Here is a 20,756-nt window from a genome sequence, read left to right as displayed (position 1 = left end):
ATGCATTTAATACCAAGCTGATTGATACCTCCAGAAGGAATCGCGGGGAGGGCAGGCTGTGTGAAAAGTAGTTAATGTCTGGCATAACTCCGAATTTGCGCAGTTTAGTCTGCGGATCGCTAACTTGTAGTCAGGATTCTGAAAAGTGTTCGAAAAATCGAAAAGAGAATGTAAACAGAGTGAAATCTGCTTGCATTCTCTTCCATCATATTCAGCGCATCCGAACAGAGCTGCTTGATAAGGCTTGGGCGCCATAAGCGAGAAACGATTTCTCCCAGCTATCAACGTAAGACCCGGTTGCCCACTCAGCCATGATTACGGTCGCTCCTTCCTGCAGGTCAAGCTCCGCCAAAGGGCTTTCTGCTAATTGCTCCGCACCGATGGGGTAAATAGTTAATTTATTTTTAGTTTTAACCAGGGCGATATCCTTATTGGGCGAAGTAAAGGCGTCCATGGCATCTGGAACCCGGTCCTTGATATTATGCCAGCTTAGGACTAAGGTATCATAGAAGATCAAATTGGCCGGTGGGATGATCTTGAGATCAAAGTCTGTTTGCTCAAACGTGCCGCCACTTTGATAGTTGATTCTCCCCACAAGAAACCAATGGCCGTTTTTCCGTACAAGGCCAAAATTTTCCCCAGACTCATCTCTGTCAATTGAGGTAACCCCTTTGTCCCTTAAGGCCGCAACAGCATGTTTCCTGGCACTCAAATAAGCGTTTAATCCCTTGTCCCCCAGCAAATCGGACACCTTTATTTCTGTAGGCGATGATAGCTTGTCGACCGGAAGCACCTGCAATTGATTAACACCGGCGGTTTTTTTTTCGATGGCCACATAATCATTACCGATATAATCGATGAATCTTACCGCCGGATCGGTATAGACTTGATCGGCCGTTTCTTCTTCCGCCTTCTTCATTTCGAGGATCTTTGTCGCCACATTGCGGGCCGTCAGTATATTGCCCGTCTTTCCGGCGCTAGAGATGTCCTGGACATTAAGTTCCCAAAAACCGCTGGTACGCGGGAAAAAAAGCTGTTTGGACGCCAGGACCGGGTGAAGCTGATGATGATCAACGGCAACCCAAAGGGTTTGATAGGTATAGCCGGTGCCCTTAGGCATTCTTAGCCCTACCAAGACACCGGAAGTTCTTTCATTGCTGTCTTGGTTCAGATCCTGTGTATTTGTATGAAGTGCTCCCAGCCCACTATCCGCCTGGTCAGAAACTTTTTTCAATAAAAGATCTTTGTTTTGCACAAAAAAAATCATGCTTGTATCATCAAGCTTCATAAATTCGCCCAGAAAATTGGACGCCGCGTAGACCGTAATGACATCAACCTCCTGGGTTTTCGGGACAGAAATACCGGAAGGAGGAATATATTTTGTCATCAGGTAATCGGTAGCATTTACCCTTTTGATTTTGTAAGAAATCTTGTCCCATACATGTCCGCCGAAGGCGACGGCACCTGCGGCAAACTGGACATTACTCCCTACCCATTTCGCTGTTGCTTCTGACCCATTGCTGTTTGTATCTAACTCTTGAAGCACCGTCCATTTACCTCCCAACGGGCAGACTTGGTTGGACGGCGGGATAATCTTACCGGCCGATGCACCCGAAGATTCAGCACAACCGCCAAGAATAAGAAGCAAAAATGGAAGCAAGAGGAGCAAGCATTTTTTAAGCATTGGCACGCACCTCTTTGGGCAGAGTAACGACGACGGTTGTCCCCACATTCACCTCACTGCTTATGTCCAGCCGGCCCTTCATCAAGGTGACAATCTCTTCACAGATGGATAAACCAATGCCGTTTTTGGAATGTGAGCTCTTGCCTTTATAAAACTTTTCTTTCACCATCGGCAGTTCCTCGGCAGCGATGCCGGACCCGCTGTCGGCAATCGTAAACATATATTCTTTTTCCCCTACCTCGGTCTGAAAACGGACAAACCCTTCGGCAGCAGTAAAATTTAATGCATTATCCAAAATATTAATAAACAATTGTTTCAGACGGTTGGCATCTGCCCGCAGATCCGGAAGGTTTTCCGGGTAAACAACCGTAAAATTGATATTTTCCCGGATCGCCCGCGGCGTCAGCTGTTTGCGGATATCTTCCATAAGCTCGGCCAAATTGACATTTTCATATTCAAGTTTGATCCTGCCGGAAACAAACTTGGAAAAGTCCAGGAGTTCTTCTACCATTTGGGTGAGCCGTTGGGTCTCTTTGGCAATAATACCGAGGCCGTCGGTAAGCATTTCTTTCTGCTGGAATTTTTTGCTTTGCAACGTAATAGCCCAGCCCATAATAGAGGTCAACGGGGTACGCAATTCGTGGGAAACCGAAGATATAAAATCATTTTTCAGCTTTTCTCTTTTGGTAATTTCATCAGCCATGTAGTTCAAGGTATCCGAAAGCTTGCCGATCTCGTCATCCCGCTTTTTCTTACTCTTGATTTGAAAATTGCCAGCCGCCATACTCTCGGCGATGGCTGTCACTTCCCGCAAGGGGACGAGAATGGTATTGGCTAAAAAAATACTGAGCAAACCGACAATCAGTACCACAAAAAGACCGATGGCGATAAAAATTTTTATCGTGTTTCGAATGTCTTGATCAATGGCACCGGTAGAAGCAATAAGACGTAAGGCGCCGACAATTTGTCCGTCCGATTTCAAAGGATAAGCTACGGCCATCACTTTCTGGCCGTTTAATTCCCCCACCCATTCCCCCATCTTGTCATTTAAGGCATCCTGAATATCGTCCATCGGCTCTCCTTGTCCCGGGATCGTCCCCAGGGAATCCATGACAATCTTCCCTTCCCGATCGACAATTTCCACTTCAGCATTGCTTTGATTCCAAAAGGCATCGACATTATACAGGATATTATCTTCCAATGAGGTATCGGAATAGTATTTGGAATACATATCCGCGCTGATTTTGACCTGGTTAATCAAGTTGCCCTTTAAGCTGCCATAATAATTTTGCTGGACAGTATAGATCAGCAGCACTTCCAAAATGGCCACCGAAACCAAAATCACGATCATAAAATTCGCCGTCAGTCTCCCTCTGATCCCTTTCATGGAAGCCTCCTGCCGAACTCCAGCTGCCATCGATAACCGGAACCCCAAACTGTTTTAATATGTCGGGGCTCAGACGGATTATCTTCGATCTTTTCTCTGAGCCGCCTAATATGCACATCTAAAGTTTTCGTACCGCCAAAATAATCTTCTCCCCAGACAGCATTCAATATCTCGTCTCTTTTCAGCGCTTTCCCCGGGTTTTCCATAAACATTTTTAATAAAGCATATTCCGTAGGGGTCAGTTCCACTTCCCTATTGTTTTTGAGCAGCTTATTGGCGGCAATATCCAGGTGCAGATTGCCGTAAGTATAGGCCGTTCTCCTGGTTTCAAAACGGTTCCGGCGCCTTAACATGGCTTTGATCCTGGCAATTAATTCAAACGGATTAAAGGGCTTGACCATATAATCATCCGCGCCCAGTTCCAGACCCATAATTTTATCCGTATCCTGTCCCTTGGCCGTCAACATGATGATAAGTGGTTCCGGCATGGTTTCACGAATGCGCTGACAGACTTCCAGTCCGTTTATCCCAGGCAGCATCAGATCCAGCACAACCAAATCGGGAAGGAAGGTCGTGAATAGAGCCAGGGCATCCTCCCCGTTCGCCGCTTCTCCGACTTCATATCCGGCCATCTCCAAATTGAGCGTGATAAAACGCCGGATCGAAGCTTCATCTTCAACAACCAATACTCTTATCTTATTATCGTGCATATTCTCATCCCTTTGGTCTTTTTGCTATTATAACACGATTATTGTTCATCGTTCCGATGAGAAATCAATGCTTCGGTCATTATTTTTCCGTAGGCTTCCGCACCCGTCTGGTTCAGATGAACACCGTCCGGATAAAAATAATCATCATGGCCACTGCTGGCCGAATACCAATCGATCAGCTTGGTATTTGGGTAAGACTTCATCACCTTTGTCAGCGTCTCATTCACCGCCGTTTCCCAAGGCTTCGGCACACGCGTATTCACCAGCACGATCTTCCCGGTTCCTTTCAGGGAGTCCAGGGTCTTCATTAACTGTTTTTCTGTAAATGAACCGTTTGTTCCTAATTCAATAATCACGATTTTCCCGAGTTTACCTTCTTTTTGGAGCCTGGAAATGACCTCGGTCGCCTGATACATCTGCCTGCCGATTTCCGCGTCGATGACAATGCCAGGCAGGTGTTTTTGCAAAACAGGTTCTACATCGATCATTAAGGAGTCTCCAATGGCCGTAATTTCATCCCCCTTGATATCACTCTTCTTGTCAGCCCCAATATGTTCCCTGTTGGCAGCAATATTTTTCTTGTCTGTCACTTGAGCTTGGTTTTTAGTTACATGGCTCTCCGCTAAATCCTTTGCCGAAATTTGCGTGTCTTTATTGGCAGTCACAAACAATAGTAAAAATGTCAGCAATATACTGACCGAAATTTTGGCGCTGAGGGCCAATGGCCTTCGCCACCACTGAAGGTCCCACGTCCGCCTCCGAAATCGTTTCCGTCGTCCGTACCGGATCGGCTCCTCGATCAGGTAACGAGACAGAGCAGCCAGGATAATGCTTACCGCAATCTGCCAAAGGGTGCGTGAAAGGTCCGGGCCTGCCGTATTCACAACCGGACTTGTCAGTACAATGACCGGGTAATGCCATAAGTAAATCCCATAAGAACACTCTCCTAACCAACGTAATGGGGCCCATCCGAATAGCCTGCCCAGATAGCTGGCCGGGTGGGCCAGAGCAGCCACCACGCAAGCCGCCGCAACAGAGTAAAGCAAGAGTCCCCCCTGATAGAGTGAGGTCTGGTATTGATTGGTTTTCCCAATCATCAAAAATACGACCAGCAACCCCATGCTTCCTGCCGTATCGAGCGCCAGTCTCTTTTTGCCGGACAGATCTGCACTCATCTGACCGCTGGGCCATACCATCGCCAGTACAGCTCCGACAAGCAAAGCGAAAGCCCGTGTATCCGTTCCATAATATACCCGGCTGGGGTCATGACCCGGCATATAAATCAGCGCCATCGCCGCAACCGAAGTCAAAGCGATCGCAACTGTTCCCCCGATAACCCATTTTCGCTGCGGGAGACAGCGCAGCCCCAATCCCAAAAGAAGCGGCCAGAAAAGATAAAATTGTTCTTCTACCGCCAAAGACCAAAGGTGCCCCAGGGGAGACGGCGGACCGAAGCGTTCAAAATAGGACACATGATGCAAGATCAGATACCAGTTACTGGTATAGGATACCGCGGCCAGCACTTCCTGCTTCAAGGCTGCCATGCGTTCCGGGGCGCAAAGCATAACCCAGGTCATCACGCCTGCCAGCATCACAAAAAGGGCCGGCAGTAGCCGCCGGGCCCGGCGCAGCCAGAAATCTTTCAAATTAATAGATCCTGAGTGCTCCCATTGCTTCAGCAGAATATTGGTGATCAAATACCCGGACAGCACAAAAAATAGACTTACCCCTAAAAGCCCTCCCGGCGCCCAGGTCAGATTGAGATGGTAAGCAATTACGGCAAATACCGCCAATGCCCTCAGTCCGTCCAATCCCGGCATATAGCCGATGGAATCCGCCCGCACCTCCCCCTGATGTAAAACCGATTGATTCGTCCTCTTGCTGCAATTCATGTTGTCTTCACTCTCCACTTGTGTCAGGCTACGGATTTTTTTCCATCATAGCCATTTCTTCCTTCTCACCATACCAAGTTTTGAGTTGCAGTGCTTTACAAAATACTTAAAATTCATTACGAAAAAGTTAAAATTTCACGAATAAGTGCAGATTGTGCAGAATAAAGAAAAAAGGGCGTTTGAACACCCTTTAGGCCAGCAATGGTTTTCCTTTTCCTCGTTCAAGGAATTCTCTGGTTCTGTGCATGTTTAATGCCAACCGTTTTGTTAATTCTGTTTTAATGTAATTTATTAAGCCATTTGCTTTCCTAATATTACTTTTTCATTTCCAGCTTAAAATGATGTACATTGTCATAGTTTCTACCCATTGCGATGCTTATTTCACCGGATTTCATATTATATACTACCGACCATTGAGTAGGCCAATCCAAATCCTTTGTTCTGACAAGCGATACTTTACTTAATAAATCCATTGCATCCCTTGCGTTTATTTTTTCATTGTACATTTTATCCAGGTTATCTGCCAGCGTAATATACCTCCAGTAATTTTTCCCAGGCGTATCGTTTGATATCTTTCCGGTTGTCGCATATTCATTTTTGTATTTCTTTATTGTATCTTCAGAGCCATATAGCGTGAAATTAGTTGCAGCCATCCACGTCCCTTTGTTCCTGATAACTTGCATATGACCGTCAGGCCATTCGACAACGGCTGAGTTTCCCGACGGATCGGATATCAACAAATGTCCTAACTCCCTTGGAAAATGGATGTTATACTTTGATAATATTTCGATTGCTCCATCCGTATTTTTGGCATGGTCAAGAATATAGCGTTTCATTTCACCTTCGATCATAGTTTCCTTCTTCGGATCTATTATCACTTTAGGATCTACATGCACAGACATGTCGCCGATCGTCAGCCCCCATTCGTTCATCCCATCGCTTATGGTATACGGCGCATACAGTAACCGGGTGGAAACCTCTCTGGAATCCAGCGGCGTTTTATTTCCGGTATCAAAACCATATAGATCGTTGATCATAGCGATGCTCACCGAAGCATATCCGTTCTTTGGGTGGGTAAAAATTAGCAGGACAGGGGAATCCACATTATCGTTATTGCGGCCGAAAAAAGAATCCCCATTTGGACCCTTAATTGCGAAAGTGCTGCATTTCGGTTTTGGTATGCCCATATACCAATAGTACTTGTCTTTGAGCTTTAGGTACTGCGAGTGATCACCATAGAAATCCATCACATAAAGCGGGTGGTTGTCAACTTTCCTCAGGCTGTCAAGCGTCCTATTTTCATCCGAATTAAGAGATGAAACGTTAATTTCCATAAGTGTCGGAATGATTAGCGAAGCAATTTTATCAAAATTAAAAGATAATAGCATTGCAGCAAATATCAGTATGGTGGCTGCCGGTATAATGATATATTTCTTTTTTATTTTCAAGGCTTCCCCCTCCAATACCTATTACTGTAAAAAGTATAACCTAATAAATTGATGTAGTCACTGCCAAACTGGCTGCAAACATAATTTTTCTATAAGCTCATCTATTCTCGCTTTTTTATCGTATGCCATCTTTTTATCTCCTCAAGGGTCCTATGATATTTGCAATTATATTCCTTTTGTAAAGCAGGTTGCACGGGGGAATCGCGGGGACGGTCCTATGACAGCGCTTCAAAGGTGCACAGGTTTTTGTTTTTGTCCTGCGTGCCGCAGGTATAGGGGTTTTCGGTGCATTTGGACGTTCCCTGGTCCGGACAGCCGGGCAGAGGTATGAACGACCCGCCGCGTACGTCAGCCAAATCTTCGATTTCCAGGCGTTTGATTTTTTTCTCTTTCGGATCCATCTTTGTATCCTCCCCTCTTGGCTCAGTTACCGCCTCATTCTGCGGCAGCAGCATGGCAAACCCGGCCGTCAGGTCCGCCGCCGCCATCCCTTCACACAGGGCGCATTCCAGGACATAGCCGCCCTTCGTACCGTCTTCCGTCAGGAAATGCAGGTGGTAGCCCGCGGCATTCATGGCTTTGACTCTTTAAATTATAGATAACGCCTCTTTTATTTACATGTGACGAAAATCATATTTTTATAAAAAAATACCCCTGCGCTTTCCGGCAGGGTTAATAGCTTTATAACGCAACGGTAGAAAAAATTTCGTTTGTAGAAATTTTTTCTTACCTCTGCGCGTTTCAACGAAGCGGGGGATATGCCCACCGCTTGTTCGCAAATCGGAACCCCCACCTACGCTAAAGCTTAGAGGTGGAGGACATCCCAGCGAAGTTATAAATGAATAATTTGCAGCTCTTTGGCCCTCATCACCGCTTTGACCCGGTTATCCACTTCCAGTTTGGCGTAAATACTGCTCAGATGGTTCCTGACCGTCCCTAAGGTGATGTAAAGTTTCTTACTGATTTCGGAATTCGACATCCCCTTCGCCACCATCCTTAAGACTTCCAGCTCCCGTCCGGTCAGCTCTTCCGTCTTCCGGACGGCCGGTGACTCTGGCCTCAGTTCTGTAAATATGGCGCTGCCGTTAACTCTTTTGGCTAAAAGCGCCGGGACGAACCCTTTTACAAAGGACGGCAGGCTGCCTCCCAACCCTTCCCCGTCTGTTTTTTCCAGGTAAATGATCCCGGCGAGCACGCCGGCGTATCTTAAGGGCAGACAGGCCAAAGACAGCTGATCTTCAGCCGCAAGGTAAGGATCGTTGGCAAACAATCCGTCCCGATCTTTTGTTCCCAACAGGATTTCCGTTTCCGTCCTGGCTGCGTAGCGGATGATCTTATGGGGAAAACCGCTTAAGTGGTTCATATTTATGGGCTCCTGGTGAATTTGCGGCCCGCTTGTTTTTCTTTGCTCATATTTCAGGTACATATCCTCCGTCTTCTCAAAAAAGACGGCGCAGTAATCAACGTCGCCCCGCCGGATGAGCAGGTCGAGCAGGTACAGGTATCCCTCGTCTTCGTCCATTTTTTCTATCCGGCCCAAGTGAGATAAAATATCTCTGTCGTCGGCGTACGTTTTGGCCGCGGGGGGCATTTCGGAGGAGGCGGCATCTTCACTCAGTCCGGCAGGATTTTCTGCCGTGGAAGCCTCCAGCTTCCAGCCTGCCGCAACCGCGGCGGCGAGCGCGGAGGCGCCCCATTTTCGGTACAGGCCGGCGGCTTCCGAGGCGTAAAACCCGGAAAGCTTGCGGTCGGCGCGGTGAAACCTGGCCGCCAGCAGATTGGCCAGCGCTTCAAGCGCCAGGTTCCCCTGCCGCTGCGCGAATTCCATGGCTTCCCGGTAAAGTCCGGGCGCAAGTTTTCCCCCGTTAAACTGCGCATCGTATTCGGCCCGCGCCAAAAGATACCTGGCCTTATGGTTGCCCTGATAAACCCGGATCCAGTATTGCAGTTCGTTTAATTGTCTCTTCATCAATTGTTTATTGCGCCGCTTTTCCGTCCCGCTCAAATCCCGGTGGACGGCCAGCCGGGAGAGGATGCTATAGAAAAGGAATTCCACGTTTAAAACAAAACCTTTGTGCAGACTCACCTCCGGCCCAATCTCTTCGGCCAGACCATAGGCTTCCCGCGTTTGGCCCTCCAGGTACAGCCGCTGCAGGCGGATCATATCCCCGTTTAATTTGATGGTGTCGGCAAACAGCTTCTTATCCCGGTCTTCCTCCGCAAACAAGGCTTCGTCACCCGCGGCAGCGCCTTCCTCAAGCCAGCGGATCTGATTTTCGTAGACGGCATAGATATGATTGGTAAGATAATGCTCCAGTCTTTTCCGCCGGCTGCGGTTATTGGCGATGTACTGTTTTAATTCCCGCAGCGGTGCGCCCGTCATGAAGCGCGTGATAACGCTGAAGGTAATGGCATAGCTGCTGTAAAGGGAGGCGTCCGCCTTTTCTCCTTCCGTGACGGACCGCTCCAGGCAGGCGATGGTGTCCGCCAGAGAATGCGCCCAGTGGCGGGTAAGCGAGCCAATGATGCAGAGGGCGACGTACCTGGATGATACGCTCTCGCTCTTCTCCAGAAACGTAAGGGTTACATCCTCCAGTTCTCTGCCTTTTTCCGGGTCCTTTAAGAGATGGAAAAGGACATAGACATAAGAGGCATAAGCTACCGGCGCGTAATCGGAATTCCCGTGCCGCGCGGAGAGGATCGTCAGTTTTAGGGCGATGAGCGCGGACATCCTGTCCCCGATGCGGTTGGCGGACGGCGCCATCACCGTCAGGGTTTCCAGGATCACGAGCAATCTTTCATCCGTGATGGCAGGCGCGTCTTTAAGCCAGCGGATTTTGCGGCTGTTAAGCAGCAGCCGGCTTTTGATCAGGTCGGGAATCAGAGATTTGAGGTCAACCTTAAAATCCAGGTGGTTAAGGATTTCAAGCCCCAGAGCCATGACTTTCTCGAAGTCGCCGTTAAAGGCGCAGAGGTTGATGTACTTCCGTTTGATCCTGACCTGGCAGGCGACTGCCGGGTATTCGGCTATCAGTGCTTCGAAGCTTTGCCCGGCTTCCTCCGCCTGCCCGCAAATATATTGGCATTCCCCAAGTTCCAGACGGACGTCGAGCACCAGGTCAGCGGCCGCCGTATCATCGCCGGCGGAGAGGAGTTCGGCGCAACGCCCGAAAATCTCCAGCGCCTGTTCCACCGCCGCCCCCTGTCTTGCGGCGCGGCCGGCCCGGTAGAGCGTGCCGATCCATTTGGAGGCATCGTCTTTTCTTAGTAAATTCCTGTCGACATGTAAAAGGTGGCCGGCGACAGCCAGATCGGCGGACGGTCCGGCGATCGGCTCTGCGCTCTCATCGCTCAGCGCGCTTAAGATCCCGGCGATATGGTAATGGAGGCCGGATTTCTCTTCAGGCGTGAGCATATGATAAACAAGCCGTAAAACAATATCGTGGGGAAATCCGTAGCCGGTTTCCGCCTGTAATCCGCCGCCCTGGCGGTTCACGGCCAGCAGGGAATTTTGGCACAACCGGTCCAGCCGTTTCTTCAAGGAAGCGTCCACCGCCGGGGTATTATCCGCTGCACCATCCCCCGCCGTTAGCCGCGCCAGCAGCCCGAGCTTGACTTCCCCGCCGCAGCAGGCAATGAGCTCCAGGAGCTTTTTGTCCTCACTTTTTAGTCCGTCGATCTGCGCTTGGAGGAGCCGCTCGATATCGGCGGGTAAATTTAATTTGTCTATCTTATCCGGCCGGACCAGCCACTTTTGGGCCTGGGAATAAACGACAGCGTTTTCCTTGAGCAGCAGTCTCAATATCCTGTCCAGGTTAAAGGGATTGCCCAGGGTCAGCCCGTATAAGATTCTGGTCAAATAGTCTTTGTGCTCGATATCCTGCCGAAAGACCAGCCGGAGGTAGCGCTCAATGTCTTCAAGGTCAAGCCCGCCGAGCCCGATAAAACTATCTTCGCCTGCCGGGAATTTAGCCGGGTCTATATTTACTTTGCCGGCGGCTGAATCCTTGTAGGCCAGAATCAGATGCAGGTTGAAATACCCGTAATCCCGGCAAAAACTTTTGATCACATAAAGGGAAAGGGTATCGGCCCATTGCAGATCGTCGAAGAAGATGACCAGCGGGAAGAGCGCAGTGGACACAATCTCCAGAAACTTGCCCACCGCTTTCCTGACCCTGTATTTGAGCTGCTCCAGGCTATCCGTGTTTATGGCCTTGCGCGGCCCCAGCAGGATACCCGCGTAGGGACAGACCGCCAGGATGATGGCCGCGTCAGTATTTAAACTTTGGCTTAAATCGTTTTGGATGCGTCTTAAGGGTTCCGCGGGCAGGGTAAGAAGATGCTTTACCGCCTGTTCGATCACTTCGGATACGGTGAGGAGTGGCGTGTTTTCGTACTGCCGGAATTTACCATGCAGGTAGGTGGCGTTGCCGCCCGTAGACAGAGAAACGGCCCGCTCCGCGAAAAAAGTCTTGCCGATACCCGGCCGCCCAGAAACAACGGTTAAGCCCATCCCGCCTTCCAGAACCCGGTCGAACTGTTTCTGGAACATTTTCATCTCCCCGAAACGGCCGACCATGATCCGGTTGATTCTTTCCTTAACTTCTTCATTCGCTTTTTTGTTCGGATCAAGACACGTATTATTCATCCCACAAAGGCCCCCGGAATTTTACGCTTTTCTCTCATTTTACCATATGTGGGAACTGTTCATGATTATTTTAATAAATATTGTCGTTTTAGTAATTAATTCAGCTATGCATCGCAACATCAATCCTGAACTTCACCAGGAGGAAGACAACATCTTCCCCCTTATAGGATTTCTACATACCCTTCTGTTCCATGCACGCAGATTCGTTGCCCATCTTTTATCAGTTTGGTAGCATTTTCTACTCCGACAACTGCCGGTAAGCCATATTCACGTGCGATAACTGCTCCATGGGTCATCAGTCCACCAACCTCGGTGACTAAGCCTTTTATGGATACAAACAATGGTGTCCAGCTAGGGTCAGTAAAGGAGGTAACTAATATATCTCCATCTTCCAGTTCAGCCTCTTCCATGTTTAAGATGACACGTGCTCGTCCCTCTATTACTCCGGAAGAAACAGGCAGACCTACAATAGCGGCCGCTGGGAGATTCTCTCGTTTGTACGCTCCTGCAATGATTTCACCATCAGACGTGATAACACGTGGGGGAGTTAGTTTTTCATATAATTTGTACTCGTCCTTTCGAATGCTTACGATCTGATAATCCAGTTTATTTGTGCGCACGACTTCGTGGAGTTCTGCAAAAGTGAGATAGTATATATCTTCTTTTTCATGAATACGCTGGCTTGAACGAGTTGTTCGGCTTCTTTCAGTAAAGCCTGCTTATAAACGAAGTAGCGATTAATCATGCCGTATTTGGGATATTCACGATAACCGATGAAATTCCGGATGAGGCTGATCATTCGTTTTGTTTCTTTGGCTTTTTGTTCACCATCCGGTAATTGCTTCAATCGAACTAATAACTCTTGTTCTTTTTTCAAAGCTTCCTGTCGCCCTTGCTCAAATTTCCGATGGCCGGCATTAGGCTCAAAGTTTTTGATATTACTGAGAATCATGGGGATAAGGGTAGTTGGTTTTTCGCTCCAACGAGTTTTCGTAATATCGATTTCCCCGGCACATCGCATTCCGTATTTGTTGAGATAAGCAAAGATAGCGTCTTGGGTTTCCTGTCCACCATTAAGCTTAACCAGTTCGTCCAAGAAGTTATCATCTTTAATATGTTGTAAATAATCAATTACTTCCGGATAAGGACGAATCACATCGGCCACATCCAATAGCGCCAAACCCATTTCCGAAGTAATATTGTTTGGTACAGATTGAGAAATGGTGTCTGCTGTGTTTTTTTCACCTAGCCACTCCATCATTTTTTCATTGAGCCATGACGAAGCATCCATAGCAGCCATAAACACACTCGAACTTTGCGGGTCAGATAAAATCTTCTTTAACTCCTGGATATCTTCCAGAATAAAATCAAATAAATCCGATCCTGATGACCTTTGGATGTTTTGTTTTAACTCTTCTACCGATGTTTGACTGCGCTTAATCAAATCAGAAACGATTGTCGGATCGTTTTCGATTTGTGTTCGAAAACCCGAAGTCGACATAACTTTATTTCTTTTACCGGGGCTAGGTTCTTTTTTATCATTTGGCAACGATTTTATAAAATCTCGCTCTATAATGGTCATGAGCGCGTCTTTCATGAGCGGATCGTGTTGCCCCATGGTATCTAAAAAAATTTCTCTGCTGTCAGGTGAAGCCAGCATATGTGTAACATCAACAAACAACCTTCCCCCAGCTTTACGCATGGGTGCAGGAGTCGTTAACAGGAAGAAAGACAATCCCAATGGTTTTATGGGGTCGGTCATCATCTGTTGATGACCGGCAGATACATAAACGTGATTTTCCTGATCATCTGCTTCAGGGATGGGGTATAAAGTAGTGATTGGCCGGCTCTGGACAATATAGAATATATCATCAGCCAAACACCATTCGATGTCCTGGGGGCAGCCGAAATGTTCTTCGATCTTTCTGCCCATGTGCTCAAGCTCCAGAATCTGCGCATCCGTCAGCGCTTGCCTATTCTGCTGCTCAGGCTCAATCTCCTGTTCTTTCGTACCGCTATCATTTAAGGCATAAATAGCCAGCTTCTTGGTTGATATCTTCTTATCGATAACCTTGCCGTTACACACTTTATAGATATCAGCATTCACCAGGCCGGAGACCAAGGCCTCGCCAAGTCCGAAGCTGGCATCAATGGATAGCACCTTCCTATTAGAAGTGACGGGATCGGCAGTAAACAAAATTCCTGCCGCCTGCGGGAAGACCATCTTCTGAATAACCACAGACAGGTGGACTTTACGGTGGTCGAAGCCGTTTTGCAGGCGGTAAATTACTGCCCTCTCGGTAAACAGCGATGCCCAGCACTTGCTGATATGCTTTAGGATTGCTTTCTTGCCGACAATGTTCAAATACGTATCCTGCTGGCCTGCAAAGGAGGCCGTCGGTAAATCCTCTGCAGTTGCGCTGGATCGTACTGCATAGGCATTTTTTTCTCCAAGCCCGGAGAGAAGGCGGGTAATCTCTTCATGAATGTCTTCAGGGATGGCTATCCCTTCGAGACGTAAGCGAATCTCACTGCTGAGTTCGCCGATTTTATCCCGGTCTTCCACCTTTAGAAGCGATAACTGATCAAGTAATTCGTTAATCGACGACGTTTCCCCAATGATTCTTTTAAAGGCTTCAGTGGAAATACAAAAGCCATCCGGTACGCGTATTCCTTCAATCTTCGAAAGTTCCCCCAAGTTCGCGCCTTTACCCCCAACAACCATGAGTTTTGTTTTGTCAATGCCCTGAAAACCAAGCACATAGGAACTCATATGTTTACCTCCTTTGGCAATTCTTCTTTGATAATTTTGATGACATCCTTCGGGCTAAGACGATTAACCGGAGTATTGTACTAGCCTATCTATAATGTACCTTTTGCAAATATTCTATATACCCCATCAATTTCTTTCTTGAGGTTGTTTATAAATCTCATTAAGATACTATTGCATTATAGCAGTAGCACACCGGAACAAATAGTCTGCATTTACAATTTTTTATATGTTATAATTAAAGTGGAGAGGACTAATTCCTAATATCGGTCACCAACGGACAAATGACAGCAATGCCGATAATTAACATACCCGATATTAGAAACCAATGATTTACACCGATTTTATCAGCAAAGAATCCAGAAAGGATTAAACCAACGGGCATAGCCAGAGACATGATGCTCCCAGTCAGAGAAAACACACGTCCTAAATATTCAGGTTTAATTTTTTCTTGAAAAAGAGCTGTCTGAACACCGCTGTAAAACGGAACTGATAGTCCCATAATTGCACAGCAGACTACAAATATCACAAATCCACTTGGGGGAAGTAACCCTGAAATGGTCAAACTAGCTCCCATCATAAAAATAGATGCTGTTATTAATATGATTCGCTTTTTAAAGTTACCAAATAGTCCTAATAGCAAACCACCTGCCAACATACCGGAAGCATAAGCGATTTCGGTAATAGAGACATGTATCGGTGTTCCAGCAAAATATTCCATGCTGATTAAAGGATAAAGTGCATTGATTGGCATATAAACAAACATATATAGTGTGCCTATAAGCAGCAATGCAAATAATCCTTTGTTTTCTTTCAAAACAACAAGTCCTTCTTTCATCTCTTTCATAAAATTTCGATTCAAGCTTTGTTGCTCTAGACTTAGCTTGGGAATTCGTACAAGCGCCACCGTGATACATGCTATCACAGCACCCAGCACATCGATGGCTATAATCGCATTTAATTCCCAAACAGAATATAAAAACGCCGCAGCAGCAGGACTAAGAATATAGCTTATGGACTGCAATGACTGGCTGTAACCTGCGCATTTGGTTAGCTGTTCTTCTGGTACTAATAGAGGCGTAACAGCACTTAGTGCTGGGGAATGAAAAGCTGTTCCAATGCTCCGGATAAACAATACTATCATAACCATCCAGACCGGTAACTCCATATACAAAGCAATAATAGCCATTAGAGCGCTAGCTGCAGCAATAATTAAATCAGCACCAATCATTATCTTTTTTCTATCATAGCGGTCGACAAATACGCCTATCACAGGCCCAAAGACTGCGTATGGCAGGAACCCAACTAACGAAGCAATTGATAGCACCAGCGCAGATCCTGTGCTTTCTGTAAGATAAAAAATTATCGCCATTTGCAGGATGGCACTAGTAATAAGTGAAATTGCCTGTCCCGCCCATATTGTAAAAAAATCTTGTTTCCATTTTGAAGTTTTATTTATCATATCTTTTCTCTCCTTGCACTTTTTAATGTTGTTTTCATTCTGATTTTTGGCAATAAAAAATGCAGGCTAAAATCCGTAATGCGGGCTTTAGTCTGCATATTAACGTTAAAAAGACATTGGTAAAAAACGTATAACCTCAGATGGTTACACTTCACCCCTATCTATGTCTCAATTCGCAAAATAAGCACAACAAAAAAGCCCACCATTAAGGATGTTTTTACCACTTTTTATTGCCTGCTTATCTTAAACGAACAGAATACATAGATAAATGTCCTCCTTTAATTCTCTGAATTCCAAAATATATTATCATCAATATAATATTACTGTCAATTCAAAATTGATATTATGTAAAAAATACAAAAAAAGGATTATGCTCACAATCCTTGTTGCTGCGACTTTCGTTTTTCGCTTAATAATTTTTCCTTGTTCGGACGGGTATCATCAGCTAAAAAGTCAGCCCACTCATATCCAAGTATATCGGTATTGTTTTGCCAATAAAGAAGGCGCTGACAATAGTAATCAATCTTTTCGCTAACAGGTTTTTGGTATTCATCCCTGCAGTACTTCAAAACAATAGCCGTTAGTTCATAAATAGCCAGACCTAAAGCATGTGTTTCAACATGAACGGTAGCACCCGCATGACCAATTGCGTGAGATAATGCACCGTATTCGTCATCGTTAATCTCTTTTGCTACAGCATGTGCATCTAATATAGCTCTCTTAGCTATTGGCATTTTGATTCTACTCCTTGCCCAAGCCTCACAAAGCTCTAAACAGGTTCTGGGTCTTCGTTCATCGGCATACTTTGCTTCAAATTGCTCCAAAGGCAGTTTTGCACAATCCAATGCCCACATCACAAGAGTTCGGTGATTCTGTAATTGAATTAGTTTTATCAACCCTTGTAAGCACTGACTGTCACGGGAAAACAGTATTTTATTTCTTTTCTTCAATTTGATTTCTACATCTGAAAACATAGTATTAATTTCCTCCCAGACTCTTACTTAGCGAACGCTTGTGGCAGCAACGCAATAATATCCTCCGCCTGCGCCTTGCCAAAATACTCTACATAGATGACTTCATTTCCAAACGAGAATTTTGTTTTTTGGGGTTCTGCCTTCTCAAAGGTAGCGAAAAAAAGCCCAATTCGGCGCAGATGCAATCCCTTCTTAGCCATATCGGAGAACCATGATTCATTTCTTCCCAGGTTCCAGATATCGTCCTGCATAAATCTTCTGACTGTTTTACTCATCCTCGTTCTCCCCCTTGAGCACAATACCGTCTTGTACCATGGCAATGAGCCGGTTATATTCATCTTTAAGGGCTGTCTTACCAGTTTCGGTTATAGCATAAACCTTCCGCCTTCCGTCGTCTTGTACAATGACAATAAGCCCGTCTTTCTGAAGCCTGGTCAGCACACCGTATAGGGTTCCCGGACCCATTTGCATACGTCCGTTTGACACCTGCGATATAGCATTTATGAGCTTATAACCGTGATTGGGGTTCATCAGCGCAAGAAGTACGTAATACATTGCCTCCGTCATCGGCCCGCTTGTATATGGCATAGGATACCTTCCTCACTAAATTTATTCCATGATACATTAATATTATGTTATGCGATATATCGCATAACATAATATTAATGGCAACGTGTAAATGTGTCAATAGAGATTCATTATTAAAAATCCTTAATGTAATCTACGAATATGTTGAAATTCGGCATGACAACAAATGCGGAATCTTGACTTCCAAATGTAATTTAGGTGCTGCCGTGTACGTTGGAGTTGGCGGTAAATTCATCCGGCATAGCTACCTTTCATTATGTGTAAAATCTTTCATGGTATAATAATAGAAACATTACTTTGACAGTCATTGTACTGTGATGTATAATGCTGATACAGAGGTGATAATATGAGTGAGAACAAAATCACATCCGACCTGCTGCGCGGGCACACCGATACGATGATTTTACGGCTCTTATCCGAAGCGGACCGCTATGGCTATGAAATTGTCAAGCTGATTGCCGAGCGCTCGGGCGGTGAGTATGAATTAAAGGAAGCCACGATGTATTCCAGCGTCCGGCGGCTTGAGGCAGACGGCGATATCGAGTGGTATTGGGGCGATGAATCCCAGGGCGGACGGCGTAAGTATTTTCGGATTACCGCAAAGGGTAAGGCCACTTACACCAGCAATAAAAGCAATTGGGAGTACGCAAAGCGCGTACTGGATAACTTATTGTAAGGAGATGTGATGAGATGAGTAAGAAATTAATAAACTATTTGAACGGCGTTTTTGCGCCCTACGACGGGGTAAAAAGCGTCGCCGAACTAAAGGACGATCTGCTCTCCGATTTGCAGGAGCGGTTCCGTGAGCTAAAGGCCGAGGGCAAGGACGATGAAACAGCTTTTGAGATGACCATTGACAGCATCGGTGACATTGAGCAAACGGTGCAGGAGGTCGCTAACCTCTCCCGCTTTCTGGAGCGTCAGGTATTGACAAACTTTAGTGCGAGCAATCTGCCAATGAGCGACTTTGCGGGTGTTATCGCGCATAAAGGAAAATTCACAGGGAGTGCGCTACGCGGCTCCGACTTTGCGGGTGCGGACTTAACCGGAAGCTCGTTTATGGGCAGCGATGTGCGTGAAGCTAATTTTGACTGCACAAATCTGACAGACTGCAACCTATCCGCCATTGACCTTGTGGGTGCGAGCTTCCGTAAATCCATCCTTGTGCGCACCAACTTCAGCATGTCGGGGCTGATGAGAACAAAATTCATGGGCGTAAAACTCACCGACGTCAATCTGACCATGACCGACCTCAGAAAAACATTCTTTGAAGGTTGTATCTTTAACGGCGTGGATTTCAAGTATTCCGACCTGCGGGGGCTGTGTTTTGACGGGCAGACCTTTATCAGCGTTAAGTTTGACAAAGCCGCCTTGAGCGATGTTACGTTTAAGGGTGCGACACTCAAAAATGTGTCCTTTCTTTCAGGGTATACCTTTTCCAAGAAATATTACCGTGCCATTAAAACCATCTGCTTTGACGGCGCGATGATGGATAAGCTGACCTATGCCGCGCTCAAAGGCATGGAGGCTGATTTATCAAAGGTTACTGTCATATAAGGAGGAGAAGAATATGCCAAACAATTCAATTCAAGTAAAAGGATTGCAAAAATCTTATAAACAGCTTCATGTTCTAAAGGGCGTAGATTTTGAGGTGGAAAGGGGAAATATTTTCGCCCTGCTCGGTTCCAACGGCGCGGGCAAGACAACGATTGTAAAAATTCTCACTACGTTGCTGAAACAAGACAGCGGAACTGCCACCGTAAACGGATTCGATGTTGTATCAAAGTCTGAAAATGTGAGGCAGTCGATCAGTCTTACCGGACAATTTGCGGCCGTGGACGAGATTTTGACTGGGCGGGAAAACCTGATCATGATTGCCAAACTGCGGCATCTCAAAAATCCGCGTCAGGTTGCGGACGATTTGCTGAAACGCTTCGGCTTAACAGACGCCGCCGACCGCAGGGTGTCTACTTATTCGGGTGGTATGCGCCGCAGGCTGGACCTTGCCATGAGTCTTGTGGGAAAACCGCAGCTCATTTTCTTAGATGAGCCTACAACCGGGCTTGACCCAGAGGCGCGCATCGAGGTTTGGAAGATTGTAAAAGAGCTTGCCGTCGGCGGTACGACGGTATTCCTGACCACACAGTATCTAGAGGAGGCTGAACAGCTTGCCGATCGGATTGCCATTCTGCACGAGGGCAGGATTATCGCCAACGGTACGCTCGCGGAGCTAAAGAAGCTGCTCCCGCCTGCTAAGGTGGAATATGTTGAAAAACAACCTACATTAGAGGAGACCTTCCTCGCAATCATCGGTAAAAAGGAGAAAAAATAAATGGAAGCGATAAAGAAGCACTTTTTCAGCGATATGGGTGTTATGCTTGGACGTTCCATGCGCCATATTTTGCGCAGCATGGACACCATTATCACGGTCACCATCATGCCGATCGCATTTATGTTGTTGTTCGTTTATGTGTTCGGCGGCGCAATTCAAACCGGTACAGAAAACTATGTGAATTACCTGTTGCCCGGTATCCTGCTGATCGCTATTGCAAGCGGTATAGCCTATACGGCTTTCCGCCTGTTTATGGATATGCAACGGGGCATATTTGAGCGGTTCCACTCTATGCCCATTGCGCGTTCCACCGTGCTGTGGGGGCACGTGCTGACCTCGCTGGTATCCAACGCCATTTCTGTTGTCGTCATCATTCTCGTAGCACTCGTTATGGGCTTTCGCTCGTCGGCGGGGGTACTGTCATGGCTCGCTGTAGCCGGTATACTCGCGCTGTTTACGCTAGCCTTGACTTGGATCGCGGCGATTGCCGGACTGTCCGCAAAATCAGTGGACGGTGCAAGCGCCTTTTCCTATCCACTTCTCTTCCTGCCATTTATCAGCTCGGCCTTTGTGCCGACCGAGACGATGCCATCAGTCGTTCGTGCCTTTGCTGAAAACCAGCCGGTGACCTCTATCGTAGAAGCCATCCGTGCACTACTGTCAAGTCAGCCGGTGGGCAATGATATCTGGGTCGCACTTGCGTGGTGTATCGGAATTACGCTTGTGGCATATATCTTCGCGATGAGAGCGTATAAAAAGCGGGTGTAAAAATTCAACATTTTTGTATCGAATCTCGAGTATATAGAGGCAACTCCCAAATCTCATTTATAAAAACACAAAACACTCAAAAAAACGGGCTGA

General features: G+C 46.6%; 15 protein-coding genes and 1 pseudogene. 4 read left to right on the top strand and 12 right to left on the bottom strand.

The genetic code is table 11. The features are described from left to right. Window positions 1-211: 211 nt before the first annotated feature. The 12 genes and pseudogenes from DCMF_RS00805 to DCMF_RS00750 form a co-directional block, all read right to left on the bottom strand. A complete protein-coding gene (locus DCMF_RS00805; protein WP_148132667.1) occupies window positions 212-1,684 on the bottom strand; it encodes a hypothetical protein in 1,473 nt (490 codons plus the stop codon). Beyond that, complete coding sequence (locus tag DCMF_RS00800) at window positions 1,677-3,071, bottom strand: sensor histidine kinase (RefSeq protein WP_148132666.1); 1,395 nt, start codon at window positions 3,069-3,071, stop codon at window positions 1,677-1,679. The genes DCMF_RS00805 and DCMF_RS00800 overlap by 8 nt, the downstream gene beginning before the upstream one ends. Continuing rightward, the gene (locus DCMF_RS00795) at window positions 3,068-3,781 is read right to left on the bottom strand and encodes a response regulator transcription factor (RefSeq protein WP_148132665.1); all 714 of its coding nucleotides are present in this window, start codon (window positions 3,779-3,781) and stop codon (window positions 3,068-3,070) included. Before DCMF_RS00795 ends, DCMF_RS00800 begins: the two co-directional genes overlap by 4 nt. Before the next feature lie 38 nt (window positions 3,782-3,819). Then, on the bottom strand, window positions 3,820-5,673 hold the full coding sequence (locus tag DCMF_RS00790; protein ID WP_148137683.1) for an acyltransferase family protein: 1,854 nt from the start codon (window positions 5,671-5,673) through the stop codon (window positions 3,820-3,822). A gap of 314 nt (window positions 5,674-5,987) precedes the next feature. Continuing rightward, window positions 5,988-7,121, bottom strand: coding sequence for a carcinine hydrolase/isopenicillin-N N-acyltransferase family protein (locus DCMF_RS00785; protein ID WP_148132664.1), 1,134 nt, complete (start codon window positions 7,119-7,121; stop codon window positions 5,988-5,990). Between the two features lie 215 nt (window positions 7,122-7,336). Continuing rightward, entirely contained in the window at window positions 7,337-7,696 is a 360-nt protein-coding gene (locus tag DCMF_RS00780) for an acetolactate decarboxylase (RefSeq protein ID WP_148132663.1), read from the bottom strand. A gap of 257 nt (window positions 7,697-7,953) precedes the next feature. Beyond that, window positions 7,954-11,769, bottom strand: a complete 3,816-nt coding sequence (locus DCMF_RS00775) for a helix-turn-helix transcriptional regulator (RefSeq protein ID WP_148132662.1) — start codon at window positions 11,767-11,769, stop codon at window positions 7,954-7,956. Window positions 11,770-11,930: 161 nt separating this feature from the next. Then, window positions 11,931-14,542: pseudogene (gene ppsA, locus DCMF_RS00770) on the bottom strand (phosphoenolpyruvate synthase). A gap of 250 nt (window positions 14,543-14,792) precedes the next feature. After that, window positions 14,793-16,001, bottom strand: a complete 1,209-nt coding sequence (gene mef(A) / locus DCMF_RS00765) for a macrolide efflux MFS transporter Mef(A) (protein WP_418219615.1) — start codon at window positions 15,999-16,001, stop codon at window positions 14,793-14,795. A gap of 374 nt (window positions 16,002-16,375) precedes the next feature. Continuing rightward, window positions 16,376-16,975 (bottom strand): putative immunity protein, encoded by a 600-nt coding sequence (locus DCMF_RS00760; RefSeq protein WP_148132661.1) that lies wholly within the window; start codon window positions 16,973-16,975, stop codon window positions 16,376-16,378. A 23-nt stretch (window positions 16,976-16,998) separates the two neighbouring features. Continuing rightward, entirely contained in the window at window positions 16,999-17,250 is a 252-nt protein-coding gene (locus DCMF_RS00755) for a DUF2812 domain-containing protein (RefSeq protein ID WP_148132660.1), read from the bottom strand. Continuing rightward, window positions 17,243-17,563 (bottom strand): PadR family transcriptional regulator, encoded by a 321-nt coding sequence (locus tag DCMF_RS00750; protein WP_148132659.1) that lies wholly within the window; start codon window positions 17,561-17,563, stop codon window positions 17,243-17,245. The genes DCMF_RS00755 and DCMF_RS00750 overlap by 8 nt, the downstream gene beginning before the upstream one ends. Before the next feature lie 346 nt (window positions 17,564-17,909). Here DCMF_RS00750 and DCMF_RS00745 point away from each other — a divergent pair, with 346 nt between their 5' ends. From DCMF_RS00745 to DCMF_RS00730, 4 genes are read left to right on the top strand one after another with little or no spacing between them, the layout of a single operon-like run. After that, window positions 17,910-18,239, top strand: a complete 330-nt coding sequence (locus DCMF_RS00745) for a PadR family transcriptional regulator (protein ID WP_148132658.1) — start codon at window positions 17,910-17,912, stop codon at window positions 18,237-18,239. Window positions 18,240-18,253: 14 nt separating this feature from the next. Next, window positions 18,254-19,120, top strand: coding sequence for a pentapeptide repeat-containing protein (locus tag DCMF_RS00740; RefSeq protein WP_148132657.1), 867 nt, complete (start codon window positions 18,254-18,256; stop codon window positions 19,118-19,120). Between the two features lie 13 nt (window positions 19,121-19,133). After that, window positions 19,134-19,895 (top strand): ABC transporter ATP-binding protein, encoded by a 762-nt coding sequence (locus DCMF_RS00735; RefSeq protein ID WP_148132656.1) that lies wholly within the window; start codon window positions 19,134-19,136, stop codon window positions 19,893-19,895. Then, on the top strand, window positions 19,896-20,663 hold the full coding sequence (locus DCMF_RS00730; protein WP_148132655.1) for an ABC transporter permease: 768 nt from the start codon (window positions 19,896-19,898) through the stop codon (window positions 20,661-20,663). It begins immediately after the preceding gene. The last annotated feature ends 93 nt before the right edge of the window (window positions 20,664-20,756 follow it).

The organism is Candidatus Formimonas warabiya, assembly GCF_002777255.1.
Lineage (GTDB): Bacteria > Bacillota > Dehalobacteriia > Dehalobacteriales > Dehalobacteriaceae > Formimonas > Formimonas warabiya.
Note: the sequence above shows the minus strand (reverse complement) of the source record. Positions and strands in the feature narration are given on the sequence as shown.